This window comes from Algorimicrobium echini (assembly GCF_900115185.1).
GTDB lineage: Bacteria > Bacteroidota > Bacteroidia > Flavobacteriales > Flavobacteriaceae > Algorimicrobium > Algorimicrobium echini.
In genome coordinates, this window is sequence record NZ_FOVN01000001.1 from 959,436 (window position 1) to 983,415 (window position 23,980).

The window sequence follows — 23,980 nt, forward strand, 5'->3', positions numbered from 1 at the left end:
TATATAAAGGAACATACTTTAGTATTTCCCGAAATTTGAAAGGCATAAAAACAAGTTAAGTATCTGTAAATCAGTTTTATAATTCTATTTAAGCACTTTTATTATAATTTTTTTGTGTTTCTGTTTTTTTGAATGATTTCAATTAATTATTTGTCTTTTTCCGCTTAATCATTCTAAAAACATATCGAAATAATAGGTTTAAAATCTGTAAATTACCTCTTATAATTTTCAATTTTTAGGCAAAAAAAAACATCCATTTTATTTTAAAATGGATGTTTAAAAAAGTACTAATATTTAAAATGATAATTCGTTATTCTTTAGTTTCAGATTTTTCTTTTTTCTGATTCAATAATGCATCTTTACTTAATAAAGCTAAATTAAAATTAGGGGATATTTTGATAGCTTCATCTAGAATAGAGACAGCAAGGTCTATATTGGTTTCTTTATTTTCATTAAATTTAGACAAGGCTTTCAAGTATAAAAATGCAGACTTTAGAGAAACTTGATAGGGTTGTTTACTTTCATAAAATGTTTTACCCATGTTTTCCTTTACATTGGCCAGACCATATTCTATATAAGTATTGGATTTTGGTAAATTATTTATTTGCAGATATAATTCAGCAAGCTCATAAGCTACTGATGGGTCTGGTGTACGTTTAAACAATTCTTCAAAATGAATGAGTGCACGATTAGGTTCATTAAGTGCTTTTAATGAAACCGCTTTTACTTCCACAGCTATATCAGAATCTGACGGATTTGTATCGATACCTATGGTGTTCAAGGCCTGAACATGGTTGCCTTCACTCATATACACCATGGCTAATGTGTCTTTATGCGCTTGAACTTCAGTAGGTGATAATAGAATTAAATGGGTTAAACCATTAATAATCCCTTGAGAATCGCCCTGAATTTTCATTTGTTTATAATATTCGCGGTAATGATTCAATAACTCTTGACTCGTTTGTCCTTGTGCTTGAAATCCAATAACACATAATACAGCAATAAGTAATTTCTTCATAATAACTTGAGTTTAATAGGCCTCAAAGCTAAAAAAAATAGTGATTGATTATCTTAAAACAATCCTAATTATTTGATTCTAATAGTTGTTTTAATAATAATAGCGTCATTTAGTACAAAGGGCTTCGGTATCATCGTGTTTTGCCTGCTAGGTATTGTAAAATGTTGGTTGGTTAATAAATCATATGTAGACTCATAAAATTGTAAGATTGTCTCTTGTTCTTTAGGTACAGTAAATTGCATAAGTAAGGGATTATTATCTGATATATAGTAACTAAACAATCGGTTGTGATACCGATCTTTAAAAACAAACCCACTTGTATTATCTTTTAATGCTGGAATACCGTTAATAACAGCCTCTTGAAACAATATCGTGCTATCTGCAAATACTTCTACACGTTCGGCTTGTCTATTAGATATAAATTGAAGTCTGATATGTCGGCTATTACCAATAATGGTATCTGAAATAATTGTTATATCGGGACTCTCAAGGGTTTTAACAGGTGCTTTTTTAGTAAACGTAAAACCCGACTTATATTTACTTCCCATGGTATTTTGGTTCAATACTGAAGCATCATCAGGAGATTCCGTTATGTAAGGTTGCGTATAACTATCTAATGCGTCATCATACGTTGCCCAAACGGCGGTATTCGTATCACTATCTAAAACATAATTTAAGCTATTTGGTTTGGGTCTATTTTCTGAAAAATCAGATTTCAAATGTGCTAGTATCAAACATATAAGGGTTATTCCTAAAAATACTATTGACCATAATTTTTTTCGTTTGAAAAATCCGAGTACAGGAACCAACAGGCCAAAAATTAAAACCACCAAAATACAAGAAACAAAAAGTATTTTTAAGCCAAGACCTACTGGAAACATTTTAATAAATGGCGCCATAATAGTTAGGACGGGAAACGTTAAAAGCGCTAATAAAATTAGGTTGGGTTTTTTCTGTCTTATTAAAACAAACAAGGTTATTAATCCGAAGAAAACAGGAATAATAAAAAAGCTAGCTCCAGGTAATACAAAAGCAACAACTGTGCAGATTACAAGCCAGAAAAATAAAGGTGCTACAAATAAACTAGCTGTATTTACTGGTTTATAAAACTTATGATAGACCCAAAAACAAATAGTTAGAGCCAATAATGAAAATGCAGCAATGTACATATGACCATTATAAGTAAAGCCATGAAGCATCTCACTATATTGTGGATATATTTGCTTTAAAATGAACCACAGACCGAAACCAATTCCACCAGCGGAAAGGAGCGACACAAAGAAAGCTACAAACCCACGGCCAATTTCCGAACCAATAAATGCCTCTTGCTTAAAACCGTAAATTAAAAGCATTATAAACCCAAAAAATGCTACTATAAGCATTGGGAAAATCCAAGAAAATGGGTATATAACGGTTTTAAACAATGGGATATTAAAATAAATATAATCTTCTGTACTTTTAACAGTGGATAAGTTGGCATCTGAAAAATAATGGAGTAATGGCATTAAATAACTGCCTTGGTGTTCTAAAGTGTTTCTGTCCAGTCGTTCGTAGGTGTCTAGAGCTGTATGGTAATCAAAATGATCATCAATAAACGCAAAATTAAAGCCATCTATATTTCCATCTTCACGAAAACGAGTTAAATCGGTGTCATTGGGTAACATTTTATAAATACTGTATGCTAAAGAATTGGCGACAGGAAATTCTGGATTAGCAGCTACAAAATGTTTCATCAGTTCTGCATTGCCTTGGTTGGTTTCTATAAGCATGTAACTAGGTCCACCAGAACCACGAGCTTCAAAATTTAAAACCAATCCTACATTTTTTGCCCAAGGATGTTTGTTTACAAAAATATCAGCGCCATTTAAACCTAACTCTTCACCATCAGTAAAAACGATTATGATATCGTTTTTAGGTACTTTGTTAGTACTTAAATAAGCACGAATTCCTTCCAAGATGGTTACCACACCCGATCCTGCATCACTAGCACCAAAAGAGGAATGCGGTTGGCTGTCATAATGTGTTAATAACACCAAGGATTTTCCATTTTCAGACCCTTTGAGTCGTGCTATAATGTTTTTGGGTTTGGATAAATTTCCCCATTTGCTCATGGAAAAAGCTTCTTGGACTTCCGTTTCTAATCCTAAAGCTTCTAATTGTGCCAAGAGATACTTTCTAACTTGGTTATGTTCTTTGTTCCCTAAATAATGTGGTGCTTTGGATATTTTTTTTAAATGAACGAGCGCTCGCTCTGTAGAAAACTGATTTTCCGGAGTGTCTAGTTTAGAGATATTGCTTGGTAATAACACTGAAAAACTCCAGTAAACAGCAGCAATGATAAGTATTAAGGCAATTAGTTTTTTAAGCATGAGAGGCTGTAGTTAGTTTTAAAAATTAAAAGTACATAAAATTATAAGCAATCTTAAACTTGTCTTAACAGTTTAGGATAACAGTCCTGAATTTTTTATATTTAAGTTTCTAAACTTCTATAAATATGGCTATAAAAAGTTTTCAAGGTGCGCGAAAGCAACAGGATAATACAACTGAGAATCAGCAATTAAAGGTCAGCGATTACATGACACGCGACTTAATAACCTTTAAACCAGACCAGTTGATTGATGAGGTTGTTCATTCTTTATTGACTAATAAAATCTCTGGAGGTCCAGTTGTCAATGCCCAAAATGAATTGGTTGGCATTATATCAGAAGGTGATTGCTTAAAACAAATTTGTGAAAGCCACTATTACAATATGCCTATTGAACAAGACACTGTTGATAAGCGCATGATTAAGAATGTGGAAACAATTGATGGCAACATGGATATCTTTGATGCGGCTAAAAAGTTTTTAGACTCTAAAATTAGGCGATTCCCCATAGTCCAAGAAGGTAAATTAGTTGGACAGATTAGTCAGAAAGATATTTTAAAAGCCGCCATGCAGCTCAAAGGTCATAATTGGAAGTAATTACACATTATCTTCATTGTAAAAACCACCGCGATTTTCATGTCGCTCTATAGATTGTGTTATAATTAAATGAGCTACATTTACCATATTCCTTAATTCGCACAATGCAGTATTAAGTTTGTACTTTTTATAAAACACTTCGACATCTTTATTTATGCCATCTAATAAGATAATGGCTTCTTGCAGGCGTTTATTACTCCTTACAATTCCCACATAATCTCGCATTACAGTTTGTAGTTTTTTTACATTATTTTCTACAAAATGAGCATCATTTAGATTATCTGTTCCTACATGCTGCCAATTTAAGAACTTATGTCTGTTTTCTGAAACTGGAAAATCAACATGATATTTATAAATATTGTGGGCATAGACCAATGCTTCTAAAAGTGAGTTTGATGCTAACCTGTTAGCGCCATGAAGTCCTGTCCGACTGCATTCACCACAAGCAAATAAATTACTAATAGACGTTTGTCCATTTTGGTTTACCTTGATGCCGCCACATACATAATGCGAGGCAGGCACTACTGGAATCCAATTTTTACTGATGTCAATATTATTTTCCAAACAGGTTTTATAAATAGTAGGAAAATGATTTTTAAAACCATTTAAATCTAAATGCGTACAATCTAAAAACACGCAAGAATCGCCCGATTTTTTTAATTCGGTATCTATACTTTGTGAAACGATATCTCTAGAAGCTAATTCGGCACGATTATCATATTTTGGCATAAATCTAATACCATTTTTAGTGCGTAAATAGGCGCCAAATCCTCTAACGGCCTCTGAAATTAAAAAAGCAGAGCCTTCCTGTTTAGTATATAATGCCGTTGGGTGAAACTGTACAAATTCCATATCCATTATGCGTGCTTTTGCTCGGTAGGCCATTGCTATACCATCACCAGTGGCAATATTTGGGTTGGTTGTGTGGCCATAAACGCGACCTATACCACCTGCTGCTAAAACAGTACTATCTGCTTGAATGGTTATCATTTCATTGTTGATTTCATTTAAAACAAAGGCACCAAAACAGGTTGTAGGTTCCGCGTTTTGTTGTAGCTGCTTTTCGGTTATTAAATCAACAGCAAAATGATGAGGTAAAATTTGAATATTGGTGAGTTGATGCGCGCGTACTAATAATGCGCGCTCAATTTCATAACCCGTAATATCTTTATAGTGAACCACTCGAAACTCACTATGACCACCTTCCTTGCCTAAATCTAGGTTTCCTGTGTGGTCCAAATCAAATTGTGCGCCCCAAACCATTAATTCTTTCAAACGTTTAGGGCCTTCTTTAATAACCATATTCACAATGGTTTCATGACATAAACCATCACCTGAAATTAAGGTGTCTTCAATGTGTTTTTGAAACGAATCGGTTTTATCATCTAATACAACGGCAACACCACCTTGCGCGTATTTAGTGTTGGACTCGTCCTCATTCCCTTTGGTAACAATTGTGATGTTTTTCTTCGGAAATGTCTTGGCATATTTTACAGCTATAGTTAAGCCAGCAACGCCCGAACCAATAATTAATAATTCGGTTTTCATGGTTTTATTTTGAAAGTTCCAGCATCCGTTCAATAGGAATTAAAGCCTGTTTTCTAATCGTCTCAGGAACCTCAATTTTTGGTGATTCGTTTAACAAACAATCATATAATTTTTGAAGCGTATTCACTTTCATAAACGCACATTCACTACAAGCACAGGTGTTATTTTCTTGAGCAGGTGCAGGGATTAAAAGGGTGTTTGGTACTTCTTGTTGCATTTTGTGTAGAATACCCGCTTCGGTAGCGACAATATATTTTTCTTTAGGGTGCGCCTTCACGTAATTTATCATACCAGCTGTAGAGCCAATATAATTGGCTACATCTAAAATATGAGCTTCAGATTCTGGATGCGCAATAATTTTAGAGCCTGGATTTTCTTGAAATAACTTTAATAGTTTATCTATAGAAAACGCTTCGTGAACTATACAGGCACCATTCCAAAGCACTAAATCACGACCAGAAACTTTACTGATATAATGTCCTAAATTTTTATCTGGCGCAAAAATAATAGGTGTTTCTTTTGGAACAGATTCTACTATTTTAAGTGCGTTAGATGAAGTACAGACAATATCGCTCATGGCTTTTATTTCAGCCGAACAGTTAATGTATGTAATAACTTTATGATTGGGATGCTGTTCCTTAAAAACTTTAAAAGCATCAGGCGGGCAGGAATCTGCTAAAGAACACCCAGCATTTAAATCTGGTAAAACAACCATTTTATTTGGGTTTAAAATTTTTGCTGTTTCTGCCATAAAATGCACACCAGCAAAGACAATCATATCGGCATTGGTTTCGGCTGCTTTTTGTGAAAGTCCTAAACTATCGCCAACGTAATCCGCTACATCTTGAATTTCTGGTGTTTGATAATAATGGGCTAAAATAACCGCATTCTTTTCTTTTTTTAACCGTAAGATGTTTTCTTTTAAACTCAAAGTATCTAACTATTTACAAATTTAATAAGTAGCAAATTTATGGGTAATGAGATTTTTAAATCATGACAAAAATCATAAATGAGTACCCATGTATAAAAAAATAGGACTAAAATATCTTTTTTATATCTTTGAAAAAAAAACTGTGTTATCAAATGCTTGTCAATACGCAATAAGATCCATTTTATACTTGGGAATGTGTTCTGATATAGACCATAAAATTGGTGTTAAAATTATTTCGGAAGAATTAGAAGCGCCTCAACCTTTTTTGGCCAAATTACTTCAACAACTAAATAAAAATAAATTGGTTACCTCTGTTAAAGGGCCTCACGGAGGGTTTTATTTGAGCGATGATAATAAACAACGAACCGTTTGGGACATTGTTTTGGTTATTGATGGTCATGATAAATTTAATCAATGCTTTTTAGGACTTTCTAAATGTGGTGATGATAATCCGTGTCCTGTGCATTTTACGGTTTCGGCTTTCAAACAAAAAATACTTAAAGATTTTAAAGAGAAATCTATTGCCGAGTTTGTTGATGATATAAAACTCAAAGGCCGTTATATTTCTTTAAAGGCATTTGATGTTTTAGAAGAACCTTCCTAAATAATTATTGTTAAGCCAGTAAAAATAGTTAAACAACCAATTAATAACAGCTTCCAAAAAATATGGGCATCCCGTAGTTCCATAAAATAAAAGGCAACCACTAAAAATTTAAGAGCAGCTAAAATCATGATGATGTCAGTAGCATTCCCTATTTTCAAATTGGATATAACAGCTGATATAACGGTTAAAAGAATCAATACCATTAGAACATAAAGGAGTGCTTTCTGTTTCATATTAAAATACTAAATAGATTAATGGAAATAATAAGAGCCAAATTAAATCGCACATATGCCAAAAGGTGGCACTGGCTTCTACATCTTCTAAAATGAGTTTTTCGGGACTTTTTACCAGGGTTCTTAAAACCGAAGCTAAAATTACCAATCCTACCAAAACGTGAATCACGTGAAATAAGGTAAGCATCCAATAAAAAGAGAAAAAGGTGTTGTAGCCCATGGTTAAACCTAAATCAATTTTATCCATGTATTCGATTGTTTTTACGCCTAAAAACAAGAAACCACCAAGCATAGTAAGCTTTAAATATAATTTGGATTTTTGAATCTTTTGAGCTTTCAGTGTACTTACTGTGAGCGCCATAAAATAACCACTTACCAACAAAAGTAAAGTGTTTATAGTACCAAAACTGGTATTTAAAAGTAATCTAGATTGCTGGAAAACCTCTGGTTCATCTTTGCTAAATAGTACCATAGCAATTAGCACTCCGCCAAACGTAATAAGTTCTAAATAAATAATAATCCACATTAAAATTCCGCCTGGTGGATAGAGTATACTTTTAGAAGCATGCTTTTTACTAATTGTTGTCATTACGTTTGGTGTTTAATCTTTTCGTAAAGTTTTACTAACGATTCTAATAACTCGACAGGTGTTGTTAATATCTGATAATGGTTTTGCCCAAACATTTGCGGCAAATAATATTTAGCCTCCGCTTCAATTGCTAATGCGTAGGAATTTATATTTCGCTGATTTAACTCACGTAAGGCTTGTTTTACGTCCTGAATACCATATTTGCCTTCGTATTTATCGTAGTCGTTTGGTTTACCATCGGAAATTAAAATAACCCATTTATTTTTCGTATCTCTAGAATCTAATAAAGCACCAGAATGTCTTAATGCAGCTCCAATTCTAGTATAACCACTAGGTTCTATAGCGCCAATTTTATGTTTACTTTTGTCCCAAGAGTCATCAAATCCTTTTAGAGTGAGGTAGGTTGCATAATTTCTCGTTTTCGAAAAGAAACAATCTATGGAGAAGTCCACATTGAATTCGTTTAAAATTTCACCGAAAATAATAGAGACTTGTTTTTCCACATCAATAACTTTATTGCCACCAGCATACCCATCACTAGACAAGCTGACATCTAATAAGATTGAAATCGATAAATCTTTATCCTTTTTGCGTTTAGACAGATATATTTTTTCCGAAGGTGTGCGTTTGGAATGCACATCCACGTATAAATCCGTTAGAGCATCTAAATCAAAATCATCGCCTTGGGTTTGCCTGCGCTGTTGTTGATATTTATTATTAACCGATGTCAACATTTTTCGTAAACCCGTTAAAGTAGCCGCATTTTTTTGAAGTGTGTTTTTATAATACACAACATCCGTTTCTAGTTGCTTTTTAGGATATACTTTGCAGAAATTAGGTTTATAAGCACGCTTGGAATAATCCCACTCATCATAAGTAAAATGAGGTGCTTCTGTGTTTAATTCGGTACTTTCAGAAATGGTGGTGTTTTCAATAAATTCTGCTTGATAAATGGAATGTACCGGATCGTCTACCCGAACAGTATGTTTCATGTTAAGGTCTTCCAAGGCATTTGCATGATCATCTAAATCATCATCGCCATCAAAATCGCGCCAGCCGCCTTCCCATTCTTCGGCTGTTTCGGCTTTTTCAAAATTATGCAAGAGCACATAATCTTCTTGTTGCTTTTTGTCAATTTCTAAAGTATTTATTTCTTCAACAGCATTGGCTTTTAAAATGGTGTTTATTTCGTTGTTGATAGCTTTTTTAACCTGTTCTGAAATGTTTTGTAATACAGCTTTTTTTAAGGTTTCAGGGTCGTTTTTCATCCATTTGCCATAAATAAAGCTTAAATCTTCTGGTGTTTTTTCGGTTGATTTGTTGAAATATAAGGTGATTAATTCCTGATGAATTTTCTTGGTTATTGGAAATTGTTGAAACATCTCATTTAGTACCAAACTAGAACTTTCAAGGGCTTTTTCACGAGCTTCTTCTAAAGTAATTTCAGCATCAGATAAATAATTTAACTGCTTGTTTTTTTGAATGGATAAATACACAATTCGGAAAATATAAAATTGGGTATTTTGCTCTAAAGTGGGAAACTCTGAAAATTGCGTTGGTAAAAAGAAGCTGTTATTTTTATAACCACCTTCGCGTTCGGCTGCAAAAATTTCAATGGCTTGACCTGTAATGGCTCGAGCGAAAATGGTGAGCCGCTGTTTAATATCATGTAGTTTTACCGCGTGTTCTAAAGTTTCTAAAGCATTTTTTTTACGACGCTTTAAAAACTTGGCAACTTTGGAAAAGAGGTATTCATCGGGTTCAAACATGATTCATTTTTTTAAATCATTAAATCACATAAATCGGCTAAAGCTTCTGTAATTTCATGGTCGTCTGTTAAGGGCTCAACCACAGCCACACGAACAGCTAGGCGTTTTCCTAAACCCGTATGAATTAATTTGGCGGCATCTACTAAAAGCCTTGTGGATACAGTTTCTGTAAGGCCTAATTCTGTAAGATTTCTAATTTTAGTAGCAATGGCTACTAATTTTTTAGCAGTTGACGCATCAATTTGTGTTTCACTGATTAGGATTTCGGCTTCATCTTTTTCATTTGGATAATTAAAAGCCAGGGCAATAAAACGTTGCCTAGTGGATGGTTTTAATTCTTTAAAGCCTTTTTGGTAACCAGGATTGAATGATGCTACTAGCATAAAATCTGGATGTGCATTAACGGTCTCGCCTAATTTATCAATATAGAGTTCTTTTCGATGGTCTGTTAAGGAGTGAATGGCCACAATAACATCAGGTCTGGCTTCGGCAATTTCATCTAAATAAATAATAGCACCTGTTTTTACGGCTTTTGTAAGTGGACCATCCATCCAAACGGTTTCGGAGCCTTGAATAATATAGCGGCCAATTAAATCCGTGGAGGATGTTTCTTCATGACAGGAAATAGTTATGAGTTTTTTGTGCAATTGATGCGCCATAAAGTCCACAAAACGTGTTTTTCCTGTTCCAGTTGGCCCTTTTAATAATACGGGAATTTTGTTTTTAAAAGCATGACCAAATACTTCAACTTCTTTTGCTATAGGTTTGTAAAAAGGGATTGCTATTTCTGTATGTTGATTTTCTGTTTTCAAAATAGAAGGTTTTAGATGGTATGTTAATACCGCGTTTTTCATGTTTGTAAATTAAAAAAAGGCTCTTTAGTTAAAGATGATTGAAGCCATGGTGTGTCAGGTATGAGCAAATATAACTTCAAGATCTTGACTTAACTAAATGAACCTTTCTTTGCTATTCAGTGTTATAAATCTGAATCAATATCTAAAGCTTCATCTGATGGTAGTCCATGTTTATAAAAATCCCAGATGTATAAAATAATTCCAGTTGCAAACAGCGTAGCACATAATATTAATACTACAAAATGAATGCTTATTTCGGCTTGAACCTCCATGAAGTCCATTTTAAATTTCCGTTCTAAATATACTTGGGCAACACCTGCAACACCAAAAGCAACCGTCATACCTATCATGCCAATATTAGCTGTCCAAAATGCGGCTCGACCAACAGGGCTGTCATATAATTTTCTTCCTGTCATATTTGGTAGTGCATAACTTATAATAGCTAAAACAATCATAGCGTATGCTCCCCAAAATGCCAAGTGACCATGCATAGCTGTTACTAAAGTACCATGTGTGTATAAATTTGTCTGTGGCAGCGTATGTGCAAAACCTAATAAGCCTGCACCAACAAAAGATACTATGGCAGAACCCAATGTCCAGAATAATGCAATTTTGTTTGGGTGTTTCTTTTCTCCTTTTCTGTACATATTTACAGCAAACAATGCCATAGCTAAAAATGCTAACGGTTCCAATGCAGAGAATATACCTCCTACTATTAACCATATTTTATTGACACCTATGTAATAATAGTGGTGTCCTGTGCCTAAAACTCCAGATAAAAAGGTTAAACCAACTATAACATACAGCCATTTTTCAATGACCTCTCGGTCAACTCCAGTGAGTTTTATCAGTAGAAAAGATAAAATACCTCCCATAATAAGTTCCCAAACGCCTTCTACCCATAAATGAACAACCCACCATCTAAAAAACGAATCGGTTACTTGGCTATCAAAAGGTAACATACCAGGAATATAAAGGAGTGCGGCAAATAGCAAGCCCATACTGAGTACAAGAGCTGTTGTTGTTTTCCGTTTTCCTTTAAAAAGAGTAATTAATATAAGTCCTAAAAATAGTAGGACATTTACCACAACAAGATAATCCAATTGTCTAGGGATTTCTAGAAATTTGCGACCTTCCCACCAATTAAAATGGTAGCCAATAACAGCAGTAACACCAACAACAGCCAACGAGATTAATTGAACATAAGCCAACTTAACACTAACTAATTCACGTTGGGCTTCTTCAGGTATAATATAGTAGGCGGCACCCATAAATCCGGATAGCAACCAAACGACTAATAGATTGGTATGGACAGCTCTTGCTGTATTAAAAGGAATGAATTCGTGAAGACCATCAAAACCAATACGAGCAAAACCCATTATGAATCCGTAGGTAATTTGTAAAACGAGGAGTAACATGGAAAAGGCAAAAAACCAATATGCTACTTTTTGTGATTTGTATTTCATCTTGTTAGTTCTAGAAGTTAGTTGTTATACCTAAAATTATTTCAATGCATTTGGAAATCTATTTTTGAGGTATTTCAAGTTTAGTTATTTCTTATTTCGTTCAATTTTATCTTTAGCTAATGGCGACACAACGGTATCAAATCCATTGAGATCAATACCACCAATCCAATCAAAAAAGGCTATTAAGTCTTCTGCTTCTTCAGGCGTGAAGCCGTAAGCTACCATTTGACGGCCATTCGGGTTCCATGGAATAGGCGACATTAAAACAGCTTTAACATAACCTTCACCTCTTCTATCGAGTACCTTTGTTAATTCAGGAGCGTAATAAGCGCCTTCACCTAATATGGTATGGCAGCCCATGCAGTTATTTTCTTCCCATAAAACTTTACCACGAACAACTTGTTCAGTTATACCTTCATGGTTTGTTTGATCTTGCTCTTTGCTAAACGAGAATATGGTTAATCCTATAAATATTAGGAATGTTACCACAGTTCCTCCCAAGAAAAACGCGCGTGCTTGTTTCTTTGATAACATATGATTTTAGTTAATTGGTTAAAAAGACCTTTTAATCTTCTATGCAAAAATAAACGAGTGCTTCATTCTAAAACATGACATAAGTCATGAAATGTTATAAAAGTTGATAATTTCTTAAAATGTTGGAAATATATTGGTTAAGGTCGGTAATTTACTCTTCCCGTTTCACCAAAGCAAAATAATCGCCTTCCAAAGGCAAGTAGCCTTGATTGTAAACAAAATAGTAAACAGTGCCAGCTTTGGTTGTGTATATACTAGTGAAATAATTAAAATCGAAACCTTTTTCAACAAGTTTGGCTCTGGATAATTTGGTTTTCTGTTCTGGATTCAATTCTTCTAGAATGCGGTAATTTTTTCGTAACCGATTATTGGTATTTCTAATCAAATTTTTGGCATCTTTATTCACGCGATTATTAAACGAATTTCTACAGGCATCGCTACAGAATTTTTTATCAATCCGGCCAACAATTTTTGTTCCACATTCTGGACATTGTTTTTGCATGTTACTGTTTTAAAGCGTTAATAACCTTTTTGAGTTTAGATTCAACTTCTTGCGCTACTGTTGCTAAATTTTTGTTTTCTACAGTTCCCATGGAGGCAATTGGGTCAACTGCAGAAACGGATATGTGGTTGCTGTCCAAAGCTCTAACAATTACATTGCAAGGCAGAAACACACCTATATTAGGTTCGCTACTGATAGCTTGGTGTGCATGTTTTGGGCTGCAAGCACCTAAAATGGTGTACGGGTTTATATCTACATCTAGTTTGTTTTTAAGTGTATTTTTTATATTAATTTCAGTTAAGACACCAAAACCTTCATTTTTTAATGCGGTTTTTGTTTTATCTATGGCATCTTCAAAGGAAATATTTGTTAACGTTGTGGAAAAAAAATAAGACATAAATTTAATTTTGAATGTGTCTCAATTTACAAAAAAATGACAAAAGTAAGTTTATATTGATCTGGCTAAAATAACCGTATTGGTTTGATTTACTTTTTTATAAACTTCCACTTGATAGATATGCGCTTTTAAATAACTGATTATATGCTCTAATTTTTGAGAAAGCTCTTTTTCCAAAGAGGCATTAAATAAAATAGAGCCACTAGCTGATTTCCGTTTTAGAATCGTTTCCCAAAACGATACGTCTAAAAATTGTTCGGGTACTGTAATATCTATAAATAAATCGATAATAATGAGGTCGAAAGTATCAGAAGTGTTTTCAATATAATGCCATGCATCATCACAAATTATTTTTAAGTTTTTAGAGGTGTCTATCTGAAATTCATGCTTCGCAATGGCTATTATTTGTGGGTCAATATCGATAGCTGTAATTTGATTCTGATAGTTAAAATCTGATTTAAGTGTTTCAATTACACTGCCACCACCAAGACCTAAAATTAGAATAGAATGGACATTTTTAAGATCTAGCTTTTCCAAGCCAAACTTTAAAATACGTTGAAGGGAACCATACGAATAGTTTGCGTTTTTAGAATTCAAATGTTTTTTTCCGTTGTACCAAGTAATTTCTAATGTCCCGTTAATTTCCGATTTTACTTTTTTGGTAATAGGATATAAATAGCTTAACAGTTTTGCCATGGTTGTAAAGGTAGTGCTTTTACATTTTTGATTACTATTTTAATCTTCTGAATAAAATGGATTTTTAGAATGGCAATCTGTTTTTAAGGTTCAATTTAAAATGGAATAGCTAGCATATTTTCCATGATGCGATAATGAAAATGCCACGTTTATTTTGGTGTTCTTGTTAAATAATTTGGGAACACCTGTTTCTGATTTTCTGATGGCAAGGGCATGAACATTTAAATTGTTTTCAACTGAAATGTATTTTAAAAACTGTTGTTTTAAAACATCACTTTGTTTTTTAATATCCAATCCATCTAGTTTAAAAATACCATTTTTAGCGGTTGTTTCCCGCTTTTTAGCAACACTAAAAATATAATTGGCATTAATAATCGTGTCTGTTTTTAAAAGCATAGATTCTATTAACACTTCACCATGAGCAGCTTTTAAATTACAAGCCAATCTCCTTGGATTGTAAAATGGTTTGCCTCCAGCTTGAATGAAAACTTTATAAGCGCTTTCTTTCATACTCCATAATTGCCAAACAGTTGTAAAGGGATCATCGGAATTTGCAATAATGTCTTGTTCAGTTTCGGTAAAAAGCTTCTTTAAAAAACCAGGTCTTTTCCAGTTTGTTGTCCGTTTTGTTTCATTTAGGTCTATAATATCATTTCCAATCATTGTTTTTCGGAAATTTTTTGATTTATAATTTCTAAAGCCGCTCTAACATTTAACATTTTGTCCATGGATTCATTATCGAATACAATATCATATTTGTCCTCGATATCTAAAATTACATCTATAAGATTGGCTGAATTTATTTTTAAATCATTAATAAAATCCGACCCTTCATGCATGTTTTCAAAACCTTCTTCATCTTGAATGTAGGGTTTTACTATCAATTTTAATTCGGCAATCATATTATCTTTATCTGGCATTATTTTCTGTATTTTTTAAATATTATACAACTATTAACATCTCCAAAACCAAAACTCGCTTTGGCAACAATATTAACGTCTGTTTCAATGAGTTTTTGAGGTATTTTTTCTGCTGAAATTAAACGGGTTATCTCTTCATGTAAATCTTCACAATTTATATTAGGAAAGATGAAATTCTGATGAATTTGCAATACGCTTGCTACACTTTCAATAGCACCAGAAGCGGATAAGCAATGTCCAACCATAGATTTTAATGAATTGATATATGGAAAATCAAAACCTTTTAGTTTTAACGCTTCTGACCAGTTTTCTATTTCAGTAAAATCTTTAATTGTTGCGGTTAAATGACCGTTGATAGTATCAATTTCTGTAGGGTGGATTTTAGAATTTTCAATGGCTTTTTTTATACAGTGTTGAACAGCTTCAGAATTAGGAGCCGTCATGGAGCCACCATTTCTCTGTCCACCAGAATTAACGTTGCCACCTAAAATTTCTGCATAAATGGTAGCATTCCGTTCTAAAGCACTTTGTAAAGTTTCTAATACCATAGCGCCAGCACCACTTCCTGGTACAAAACCTGAAGCCGACGCACTCATAGGTCTAGAGCCAGTTGTAGGTGATTCATTATGCTTATACGTTAAGACACGCATGGCATCAAAACCACCCCAAACGTAAGGGCCTTCATCGCTTGTTCCTCCAACAATCATCCGTTTGGCTAATCCTGCTTTTATACGATTGAAACCCATTAAAATAGCTTCAGTTCCTGTAGTGCAGGCGGAAGAATTTGTGGTAACTTGATTTCCTAAACCTAAAATTCCGCCTAGATATGCGCTAACACCACTCACCATGGTTTGTGGAACAACAGTACTTCCTAAACGTCTGACTTGTTTGTCATCTAGTTTATAAACAGCTTCTCTAAATTTTTCAACTCCCGAAGTTCCAGCGCCAAAAATAGTTCCGCTGTCATAATCTGTATGATCTGATATGGAAAGCCCTGCATCTTTCCAGGCGTCCATTCCGGCCATACAACCATATAAAATTCCTGAACTATTAAAATCGCGGAGTTGCAATTCAGTTAAATAGTCGCGTTTTTTTTCTTCTGAAACAGTTGGTTTTCCACCAATACAACAGGAAAAACCGAGTGCTTTTAATTCGGGATAATAAACAATCCCAGACGTTCCATTTTTTATAGCTTTTATAAAGTCGGTAAGTCCAACGCCATTGGGAGCAACAACTCCAAGTCCAGTTATAACGACTCTATTTTCCATATGTTTTCAGGTTTAAATTAGTCCGTTTTTTCAGCTAACATTCCAGCAATTTCACCTCTACAAACCAATTCATTTTTTTCATTATACATGTCCACTTGACACTTCAATTTATGAAATCGAAAGTATTTTTTTTTACTTTTCACAAAAACTTTTTCACCTGGAAAAACAGGCTTAAAGAAATCCATTTCCGATGATGTTAAAGCAATTTCAACACCATCTAGATTGTCTCCCAATTTATTTATTAGATAAATACCGAAACAAACCAATCCAATTTGCGCCATAGTTTCTGTTAAAATAACGCCTGGCGTAACGGGATTATCTTTAAAATGACCCCTGTAAAAATCGCTAGAAGCATCAAAGGTATAAGTGCCTCGAATGCCATTTTCATGAACTTCCAGTAACTCATCTACAAAAAGAAAAGGCTTTTGGTATGGGAGTTTTGCTATAATATCTGCACCTGTCATAATTTTAAAATTAGCTTAAATGTTCGCCACCGTTTACTTGAAGTGTAATGCCGTTTATCCATTTGGATTCTTCTTTAGTTAGTAAGTAAACCACATTGGCTACATCTTCGGGTTTGGTAAGTCTGTGGAATGGATTGCGCTTTATGGTGTATTCTGCTAATTTTTCGCTACCAGGAATCATTCGGAAAGATGCGGTATCTGTTATACCTGCTTCAATGCAATTGGATTTAATACCATGTTCAGCAAATTCTAAGGCTATATTTCTTGAAATGGCTTCCAATGCAACTTTAGCTGCTGAAATGGCTGCATAATTCTTCCAAGCTTTTTTGTTGCCTTCGCTTGTAAAACTGATAATTCTGGCATCTTCGGCAAATAGGTTTTTACTAAAAATGTGTTTGGTCCAATCGTATAAACTAAATGCCATGTTTTCCATAGTAATGTGAAAATCATCATTTTGAAGTTCGCTTTTCTCATCAGAAACCATCGGTTTTAAATTCCCTTTTGCAATGCTGTGGACCAAGCATTTTACTTTACCAGTTTCTAGCAAAATGTCTTCTAATTTAGAGAGAATGGTTTCTCTATTTTCTGGTTTTACCACATCTTTATTAAAATGAATTAATTGGACGTTGTGCTGTGAAACAATGGCTTTAAATTCGGCTTCAATGCCCTCCATATCGTTCCGCAGGGCACGATAAACTAAACATACATTTAAGCCTTCTTGGGCAAGTTTTTTAGCCGTTGCTAAGCCCATACCGCTAGAAGCTCCTAAAATAATTGCCCATTCGTTTCTATTTTCAAATTCTCTTACCATTTTAATAATAATCTTTGTGCTGTAAAACCTGGTCCAAAACTTAACATCAATCCGATTTCTCCCTTTTTGGGATTTTGTTCCATAAATCGTTCAAGAACATATAAAACTGTAGCGCTAGACATGTTTCCGTAGTCTTTTAAAACACCTTTAGTATGACTGATATTCTTTCCTAGTGCGCCGAATAATTCTTCAATAGTTTGTACAATTTTCTTGCCGCCAGGATGAAAAATAAGATGGTCTACATCTTTAATATCTAAACCATTTCGTTCTAAAAAAGGATGTACAATCATGGGGAAATGTGCAGCAATTTTTTCAGGAACTGCTTTGTCTAACACCATTTGTAAGCCTGTATTTTTCAATTCAAACCCCATCATCTGTTCCGCATTGTAAAAGTGGTACATGGCATCATCTATGATTTCTGGGCCTGATTCATTTTGGTATGATGACAGAATGGTACACGCACAACCATCGCCAAAAATAGCTGCGCTAACAATGTTCACCATAGAATAATCATCAATTTGAAAGGTGGACGTTGGTGACTCAACAGCTAGCACTACAGCGCGTTTGTTTGGATTAGCTTTTAGGAAATTATAGGCATAAATCATCCCTGAAATTCCAGCTACGCAGCCCATTTCGGTAACAGGAAGCCGAACGATATCCTGTTTCATTTGCAATTTATTAATTAAATAGGCATCTACCGATGGAATCATGATACCGGTACAACTTACCGTAATAATATAATCAATATCAGTTGGTTTGAGCTGGGCTTTATTTAACGCTTTTGTTAATGCCTTTTCAGCTAAAGTTATGGTTTCGCGCTTATAAATAGCATTTTTTTCCTCAAAAGATGTTTTTAAAAACACCGCTTCTGGTTCCATAATAGAATAGCGCCTATCTACGCCAGCGTTTTCAAAAAGCTTTATAACTTTACGTCGATAGCGCTCATTTTGACCATTTAACCAAACTTTTAGAAATGGTATAATTTCTTCAGTCGTTCGGGTATGTTTTGGTAGCTGCGTGGCTACAGATGTTACTTTTACACTCATGTTGTTTTTATTATCCATTGATACCTAAATGCCCAACGCCAACGTATGGTGCTATTGTAATTTAATTCTTTTGAAAATCGTTCCAAATCTTTCCGTTTAAATGCTCGTAATATGGATATCAAACCATCATTTTTGGTCATGTTGTTTTTGATGCCTAATGTGATGATTTTAAAAAGATAATACGCCATTCTATGCCGATGTAAATCATTTATTAAAACACCGATTCTAGCATTTTTCAGAAGGGTTTTAAGTAAATTCAGAACTATTTTATCATCAAAATGGTGCAAAAACAAAGTACACATAGCAATGTCATAGGTATGTGTGTTAAATGCTTCAGTTAAAATATCTTCTTTTATAAATTGTATTTCTGGATAATTGGTTGCTAATTGATTGGCATAATCAATGGTTGCTTGATTGGCATCAATTCCTAATAACTTAAAAGTATACCCGTTTTTTCTCCCATAATCTGCAACTATCCGTAACATATCACCACTACCACATCCTAAATCTATAATGCTAATGGTTTTATCTTTTGGCTGACCTTCCAAAATTTTCTTGAGACCATTGAGGGTTACCTGATTGCCTCCCAATAATTTGTTTATGGTTGCCAATTGGTCTAAGGCATCAATTAACACATCTCCCGATAAATCGAGATTGTCCATAATTTCAATGGTATGACTTCTGTATGTGGTGTCTATAAGCATTATAATTCTGGTTTCATTGGTTTTCCGTGTGTGCTTTTTATAATGCTTGGCAGCACAAAGCGGAAGGCCTTTAAAAATACCATAATTAATTCAGAAAATAAACCCAGTTTGAATATGCTTGCTATAATGTGTCCAGATTTTAGTCTAGCACGAAATTCTTTGTTCCAGATTTGTGTGTATTGGCTCTCTAAATCGGCACGTGATGCTATGGCTCCAGACCTGTAGTTTAAAATTTTTAATGACACCATTTGAGCGGCTCGAATGGCCATACTCATACCATTTCCTGCCAAAGGATGAATCATACCTGCGCTATCACCACACATGAATATATGATTTTCTACAGGATGCTTGGCTGAAAAGGATATTTGACTAATGGATAACGGATGTTTAAAAGTCAATTTATAAGTTTCAAAAACGGTTTTTAAATGCGTGTTTTTACTTAATACGTTTTGCTGAAAATCGTCAATGTTTTTGTATTTCTTAAACGATTTATAATCGGCTATATAACATACATTAACCAAATTCGTTTCCACTTTTGAAATCCCACAATAGCCACCTTTAAAATTATGCAGCGCGACCATATTTTCTGGAAAATCACCTTTATAATGGGCTTTTATTCCTAAAAATGGCGTTGGTTTTTGGACAAATGTACGATTCATATTTATATCTAAATTGGACCGTTTCCCAAAGGCGCCAATTACAAATTGGGCCTTAAATTGTTTTTCTTCATGTGTAATAACTGTAAACTGATTATCTGAAAACTGAATATCGACGGCTTTTTCATGTAAAATTTCAGTACCATATTTCTTGGCAAGTTTGGATAATTCCCAATCCATTCTATAGCGACTCATTCCAAATCCGCCATAAGGGAGTTTGGTACGTATGGATTGGTTTTTAGGTGTGCTTAATGTAAACTGATTGATTTTTTTAGCTCCAAAGGAAAAGGGGTTAAAACCCAAAGCTTGTAAGTAGGGAAGGACTTCGTTTGAAATATATTCGCCACAAACCTTATGTTTTGGGTATTTATTCTTCTCAATTAGAAGCACCGAAAGTCCCTGTTTGGACAAATGTGTAGCACTGGTTAATCCGGCTAATCCACCGCCAACTATAATTACATGGTAGGTCATTATTGGCTGTTTGTTTTTTGTGCTTTTTTAAAATAGGATAAAATTCTAAAAAGCCTTTTTATTCTTATGGTAAGATAAAATTTTTTAAGGTATTGCTGCTTGATTTTGAGTATTAATTATCCATGGAGAACGCCCAGTACTTAATCATTCCCATAAATGAGATTTAAAAACTCCGTTTTTTCTAAATTGCCAAAGTATTCTGTAACAGACAAGTTTTTTAATGCCTTTGTGATTTCAACTTTATCATAAGGCACACCAATAAGTAAGCTTTCAATATCTGAAACAGGTTTTCTACCAAAGAAATCGCCAAATATTTTTAATTCCGAAATATGGCCCTTTTCAACAAAAATGCGTAAATCAATTTCGCCTACAGAGAACCGCTTGTTGCGTTGGATATTAAACTTGGGCGATCGTCCAAAATTCCAATCCCATAAATCGTATTTCTCGGCTTTCAGTCTATGAACCGCTTGCCATTCCGCTTCCGTTAATTTGTAGGTTTCAAAAGGTTCACTGGCTTCATATAATCCAACGAGTAGCTGATTTTTAAAAGCTTCCATAGATATGGGTGTTTTTAAAAAGTCGCTAATATTAGCCACGCGACTTCTTACGGATTTATGACCTTTAGATTCAATTTTGCTCATTTTTACTTGAAGCGCTTTTGTCACTTCGCTCATATCTGTGTCAAATAAAAGCGTACCATGACTAATCATCCGTTTTCCCGTTGAAAATTGAGCGGTTCCAGAAATTTTCTTCTCGTTTACCAAAATATCATTTCGGCCTTTGAGTTCAGCCGAAACGCCCATATTATTTAAAACCCGAATAACGGGTGCTGTAAATTTTTTAAAGTTGCTAATACGTTTCCCATCATGATTGGTAATAAAACTAAAGTTTAAATTTCCTAAATCGTGATAAACCGCGCCTCCACCAGAAACACGACGCACCACATGGATGTTGTTATCATCTATATATTCCTGGTTAATTTCCTCCAAGGTATTTTGGTTTCTTCCAATAATAATGGATGGCTCGTTAATGTAAAACAGCAAATAATCTGTGGAAGTATCAAAATGCCTTAAGGCATATTCTTCTAAAGCGAGGTTTAATTTCGGGTTGGTGTGGCCTTCATTGTCTATGAAAATCATAAGGGTTGTCTTGTTTGGTAGATAACAAAGATAGCGAAATTTATGAGCGCATAGTTGTTCTAGGAAAACCAAAATTAGCATTAATTGCAGTCTGTAATAAGCCGTTAAAACAGGCTTTTGCTAGTGCAAAATCAGGATTAATATATGAGGATACTTATAGAAGTACTTTGGTGAGAAATTAATTCAATTTCACTTGCCTGCCTGTCGGCAGACAGGTTTTTTACCACAGTACTTTGTTGTAAGGCGTTTTTATTTATAGTATTCTATTTGTCTTATCCATTTATATAATTCAATTCCATCTACTTTTTTAACTATTTCATTCCAATTTCCTTTATCGTCATATTTATAGCTAAATTCGATTTCATAAGTTCTTAATTCTTTAGACGGCCAAGATTCTTCAATATATTCTAAAGATGTTATTTGATCTCCTTTATAGTCATATTTTTCAACTCTCTTGGTATTCGATACTTTTTCGGTATAATAGAATTTTTTCGTTAATCTATTTTTTTTATCATATTCGTAATTAGTGTAGTAAGGTCTATCGCTTGAGTAACCGCTTATTTCTTGAATTAAATTATCGTTCTTGTATTTGAAAATTTTGTGTTCACCCAATTTTGTTCCCTTATGGTCACCATCCGAATTTAATCCATAACCTTTTCTTTCAATCAGCCTATTGGATTCATCATATTTATTTACTAAATCTTTATAAATATTCCCAATTGTATCTTGTACACCCCAAGACCAACTTCTTTCTCCAACTTTTCTGTAGCTATTCGGGTCTTTATAAATTCGATAAAGTAGTTTTCCACTATCATTGTATTTAAAAATATACTCATCTATTACTCCGTATTCGTCAATACTTTTTTGTCTAATTAACTTTCCATTGTCGTCATATTTTTTATAGCGATAATTATAATAGTCTAAATCCGAATTTTGGCTTATGATAGTTTCGTGTCTATCTCCTTCATAGTAGTGTGTGTCAATGTAAACTAAATCATACAATGAATCAATTTTTCTAACAAGTCTCCCTTTCTTATCGTACTCATACCTGTAATAGTTTTGAAGTGAATCTTTTTTGTCGTACCAAATGTCTTCAATCAAAACATTATTCTCATTAAAACGTCTTTCGTAATTAATGAAGTAGCAGAAGTTAGTTGAGTACCATATGTTTTTAAATCGAGAGATTGTAGATTCAGGTCCCATAAAACCAGAGTGTCCATAGTCACCGTCAATTTCAAATAGTCTTGGGTTTTCTCTTTCAGTTAGAAATATTACCTTTTCTCTTATAGATTTGACCTTTCCATAAATTGTGTCTTTTTGTTGACCATAGGAAAATGAAAACCACAATATTGATAAAGCTAAAATTAGGTTGGTTTTTTTCATTGTTTTTTGGTAAATCTATTCAGTTTTATTTCAATTCAAAAGTCTAAATGAGTGAAGTATTCTTTTTTTTTGGTTAAACAGCTTGTTGGTTTAGTCAAATGCAATACAACGGTTTTGTATCAGAGCTGTGTCGTGTTTCGGCACAGACTTTTCCTTATAAAAAGTGGCTTTGGAAAATCGGTTGATTTTCCAGATGAGTGATTACCAAGCCATAGCTTATATAGGTTGTTTCCAAACGAATTTTACGAGACCCAAGTTCCCTCAATTTTATCTATTTTCCAATTTCCATTCTCATCTTTTTTGATAAAAATTCTACAGCCACCGCCATCTAAACCACCTCTAACAAATCCAGTATTCAAAACGCCATATGATTTGGTGTTGTCGAATAAAATTCTTGAAAATGAAAGTGAACCTCCGAAATTAAAAGCATAATTCGTTTTCCAAAAGTCACGTCCTTTTGGAAATTCAGATGTTGGTTTAAATCGCAATTTTTTGTTGTCTGACTTTAGTTTGTCAAAATCGACTTTAAATCCTTTTTCCAATTCAAAGTCTTCAGAGTCAACAACAAGTTTTTGGTCATTAAAATGATTAATTAGCTCATATATATCTTCTCTTTCAAATTGATTTATTGAATCAGATAAAGCTATGTAAATTAAAGTTTCGTCATTTATTATAGAATCCCTTCTTTCTTCCCAGTTATTTAGTCTATGTCGATAATCATCAGAATCTTCCCAATCTTTGAGTGCTTTGTGGTAATCATTTTTAGTGTCAAATCCTTTTGCGGTCAGATATTTTGGTGAAGGTGGTGGTGGCGTTGGCATTAAGCGTATATCATTATACATTTTATCCGAAAGTTCAGGGAACAAATCGTAGAATACCTTTTTCTCAAATTCCAGATTTGTCAATTCAGTTTTCTGTTCACAATTAAATAGAGTGAAACAAACCATTATTAAAATCAATATTTGAGGAAGTTTGGTCATATTTTTGCCAACGGTTTTGTGTGTGTTTTCGTTGC

General features: G+C 33.9%; 26 protein-coding genes and 1 pseudogene. 3 read left to right on the forward strand and 24 right to left on the reverse strand.

The features are described 5' to 3' along the window. Positions 1-310 precede the first annotated feature (310 nt). Entirely contained in the window at positions 311-1,018 is a 708-nt protein-coding gene (locus tag BM239_RS04330; RefSeq protein ID WP_092206394.1) for a tetratricopeptide repeat protein, read from the reverse strand. 68 nt (positions 1,019-1,086) lie between these two features. Then, positions 1,087-3,387 (reverse strand): M28 family peptidase, encoded by a 2,301-nt coding sequence (locus BM239_RS04335; RefSeq protein ID WP_092206395.1) that lies wholly within the window; start codon positions 3,385-3,387, stop codon positions 1,087-1,089. Between the two features lie 125 nt (positions 3,388-3,512). Here BM239_RS04335 and BM239_RS04340 point away from each other — a divergent pair, with 125 nt between their 5' ends. Then, complete coding sequence (locus tag BM239_RS04340; protein WP_092206396.1) at positions 3,513-3,980, forward strand: CBS domain-containing protein; 468 nt, start codon at positions 3,513-3,515, stop codon at positions 3,978-3,980. On the opposite strand, the gene nadB is transcribed toward BM239_RS04340, so the two are convergent. Further along, complete coding sequence (gene nadB / locus BM239_RS04345) at positions 3,981-5,528, reverse strand: L-aspartate oxidase (RefSeq protein ID WP_092206397.1); 1,548 nt, start codon at positions 5,526-5,528, stop codon at positions 3,981-3,983. A gap of 4 nt (positions 5,529-5,532) precedes the next feature. Further along, positions 5,533-6,459, reverse strand: a complete 927-nt coding sequence (nadA, locus tag BM239_RS04350; RefSeq protein ID WP_092206398.1) for a quinolinate synthase NadA — start codon at positions 6,457-6,459, stop codon at positions 5,533-5,535. 88 nt (positions 6,460-6,547) lie between these two features. Here nadA and BM239_RS04355 point away from each other — a divergent pair, with 88 nt between their 5' ends. Further along, positions 6,548-7,063: an RrF2 family transcriptional regulator gene (locus tag BM239_RS04355; protein ID WP_092206399.1), complete on the forward strand. Its 516-nt coding sequence runs from the start codon at positions 6,548-6,550 to the stop codon at positions 7,061-7,063. Here BM239_RS04355 and BM239_RS04360 read toward each other — a convergent pair. From BM239_RS04360 to BM239_RS04445, 18 genes are all read right to left on the reverse strand, one after another. Next, complete coding sequence (locus tag BM239_RS04360) at positions 7,060-7,296, reverse strand: cytochrome C oxidase subunit IV family protein (RefSeq protein ID WP_092206400.1); 237 nt, start codon at positions 7,294-7,296, stop codon at positions 7,060-7,062. The genes BM239_RS04355 and BM239_RS04360 overlap by 4 nt on opposite strands. 1 nt (position 7,297) lies before the next feature. Then, positions 7,298-7,885 (reverse strand): cytochrome c oxidase subunit 3, encoded by a 588-nt coding sequence (locus BM239_RS04365; protein WP_092206401.1) that lies wholly within the window; start codon positions 7,883-7,885, stop codon positions 7,298-7,300. Continuing rightward, positions 7,885-9,654 (reverse strand): nitric oxide reductase activation protein NorD, encoded by a 1,770-nt coding sequence (locus BM239_RS04370; protein ID WP_218151650.1) that lies wholly within the window; start codon positions 9,652-9,654, stop codon positions 7,885-7,887. The genes BM239_RS04365 and BM239_RS04370 overlap by 1 nt, the downstream gene beginning before the upstream one ends. Positions 9,655-9,665: 11 nt before the next feature. After that, positions 9,666-10,508, reverse strand: coding sequence for a CbbQ/NirQ/NorQ/GpvN family protein (locus tag BM239_RS04375; RefSeq protein WP_092206403.1), 843 nt, complete (start codon positions 10,506-10,508; stop codon positions 9,666-9,668). A 122-nt stretch (positions 10,509-10,630) separates the two neighbouring features. Next, positions 10,631-11,974 (reverse strand): cbb3-type cytochrome c oxidase subunit I, encoded by a 1,344-nt coding sequence (locus BM239_RS04380; RefSeq protein ID WP_092206404.1) that lies wholly within the window; start codon positions 11,972-11,974, stop codon positions 10,631-10,633. A gap of 84 nt (positions 11,975-12,058) precedes the next feature. Continuing rightward, entirely contained in the window at positions 12,059-12,508 is a 450-nt protein-coding gene (locus tag BM239_RS04385) for a c-type cytochrome (RefSeq protein WP_092206405.1), read from the reverse strand. 151 nt (positions 12,509-12,659) lie between these two features. Then, on the reverse strand, positions 12,660-13,010 hold the full coding sequence (locus BM239_RS04390) for a hypothetical protein (RefSeq protein WP_092206406.1): 351 nt from the start codon (positions 13,008-13,010) through the stop codon (positions 12,660-12,662). Position 13,011: 1 nt separating this feature from the next. Further along, positions 13,012-13,407, reverse strand: coding sequence for a DUF302 domain-containing protein (locus BM239_RS04395; RefSeq protein WP_092206407.1), 396 nt, complete (start codon positions 13,405-13,407; stop codon positions 13,012-13,014). Positions 13,408-13,458: 51 nt separating this feature from the next. Then, complete coding sequence (locus BM239_RS04400; RefSeq protein WP_092206408.1) at positions 13,459-14,103, reverse strand: fused MFS/spermidine synthase; 645 nt, start codon at positions 14,101-14,103, stop codon at positions 13,459-13,461. Between the two features lie 90 nt (positions 14,104-14,193). Then, the gene (locus BM239_RS04405) at positions 14,194-14,766 is read right to left on the reverse strand and encodes a 4'-phosphopantetheinyl transferase superfamily protein (protein WP_092206409.1); all 573 of its coding nucleotides are present in this window, start codon (positions 14,764-14,766) and stop codon (positions 14,194-14,196) included. After that, a complete protein-coding gene (locus BM239_RS04410; protein ID WP_092206410.1) occupies positions 14,763-15,023 on the reverse strand; it encodes an acyl carrier protein in 261 nt (86 codons plus the stop codon). The genes BM239_RS04405 and BM239_RS04410 overlap by 4 nt, the downstream gene beginning before the upstream one ends. Further along, positions 15,023-16,291 carry a beta-ketoacyl-[acyl-carrier-protein] synthase family protein gene (locus BM239_RS04415; protein ID WP_092206411.1) on the reverse strand — a complete coding sequence of 423 codons (1,269 nt, stop codon included), beginning with the start codon at positions 16,289-16,291 and terminating at the stop codon, positions 15,023-15,025. Before BM239_RS04415 ends, BM239_RS04410 begins: the two co-directional genes overlap by 1 nt. A 17-nt stretch (positions 16,292-16,308) precedes the next feature. Next, positions 16,309-16,755 (reverse strand): 3-hydroxyacyl-ACP dehydratase FabZ family protein, encoded by a 447-nt coding sequence (locus BM239_RS04420; RefSeq protein WP_092206412.1) that lies wholly within the window; start codon positions 16,753-16,755, stop codon positions 16,309-16,311. 10 nt (positions 16,756-16,765) lie between these two features. Next, positions 16,766-17,566, reverse strand: coding sequence for an SDR family oxidoreductase (locus tag BM239_RS04425; protein ID WP_092206413.1), 801 nt, complete (start codon positions 17,564-17,566; stop codon positions 16,766-16,768). Then, positions 17,560-18,612: a type III polyketide synthase gene (locus BM239_RS04430; protein ID WP_092206782.1), complete on the reverse strand. Its 1,053-nt coding sequence runs from the start codon at positions 18,610-18,612 to the stop codon at positions 17,560-17,562. Before BM239_RS04430 ends, BM239_RS04425 begins: the two co-directional genes overlap by 7 nt. After that, positions 18,609-19,316: a methyltransferase domain-containing protein gene (locus BM239_RS04435; RefSeq protein ID WP_092206414.1), complete on the reverse strand. Its 708-nt coding sequence runs from the start codon at positions 19,314-19,316 to the stop codon at positions 18,609-18,611. The genes BM239_RS04430 and BM239_RS04435 overlap by 4 nt, the downstream gene beginning before the upstream one ends. Continuing rightward, a complete protein-coding gene (locus tag BM239_RS04440) occupies positions 19,316-20,443 on the reverse strand; it encodes an NAD(P)/FAD-dependent oxidoreductase (protein ID WP_092206415.1) in 1,128 nt (375 codons plus the stop codon). Before BM239_RS04440 ends, BM239_RS04435 begins: the two co-directional genes overlap by 1 nt. Positions 20,444-20,583: 140 nt before the next feature. After that, on the reverse strand, positions 20,584-21,582 hold the full coding sequence (locus BM239_RS04445) for a lipoate--protein ligase (protein WP_092206416.1): 999 nt from the start codon (positions 21,580-21,582) through the stop codon (positions 20,584-20,586). 35 nt (positions 21,583-21,617) lie between these two features. On the opposite strand from BM239_RS04445, the pseudogene BM239_RS15500 reads away from it, so the two are divergent. Next, positions 21,618-21,764 (forward strand): annotated as a pseudogene (locus tag BM239_RS15500) (IS110 family transposase); the annotation flags it as partial. Between the two features lie 67 nt (positions 21,765-21,831). Here BM239_RS15500 and BM239_RS04450 read toward each other — a convergent pair. Both BM239_RS04450 and BM239_RS04455 read right to left on the reverse strand, forming a co-directional pair. After that, the gene (locus BM239_RS04450) at positions 21,832-22,965 is read right to left on the reverse strand and encodes a hypothetical protein (protein ID WP_092206417.1); all 1,134 of its coding nucleotides are present in this window, start codon (positions 22,963-22,965) and stop codon (positions 21,832-21,834) included. 242 nt (positions 22,966-23,207) lie between these two features. Continuing rightward, the gene (locus tag BM239_RS04455) at positions 23,208-23,945 is read right to left on the reverse strand and encodes a hypothetical protein (RefSeq protein ID WP_092206783.1); all 738 of its coding nucleotides are present in this window, start codon (positions 23,943-23,945) and stop codon (positions 23,208-23,210) included. Positions 23,946-23,980: the final 35 nt, after the last annotated feature.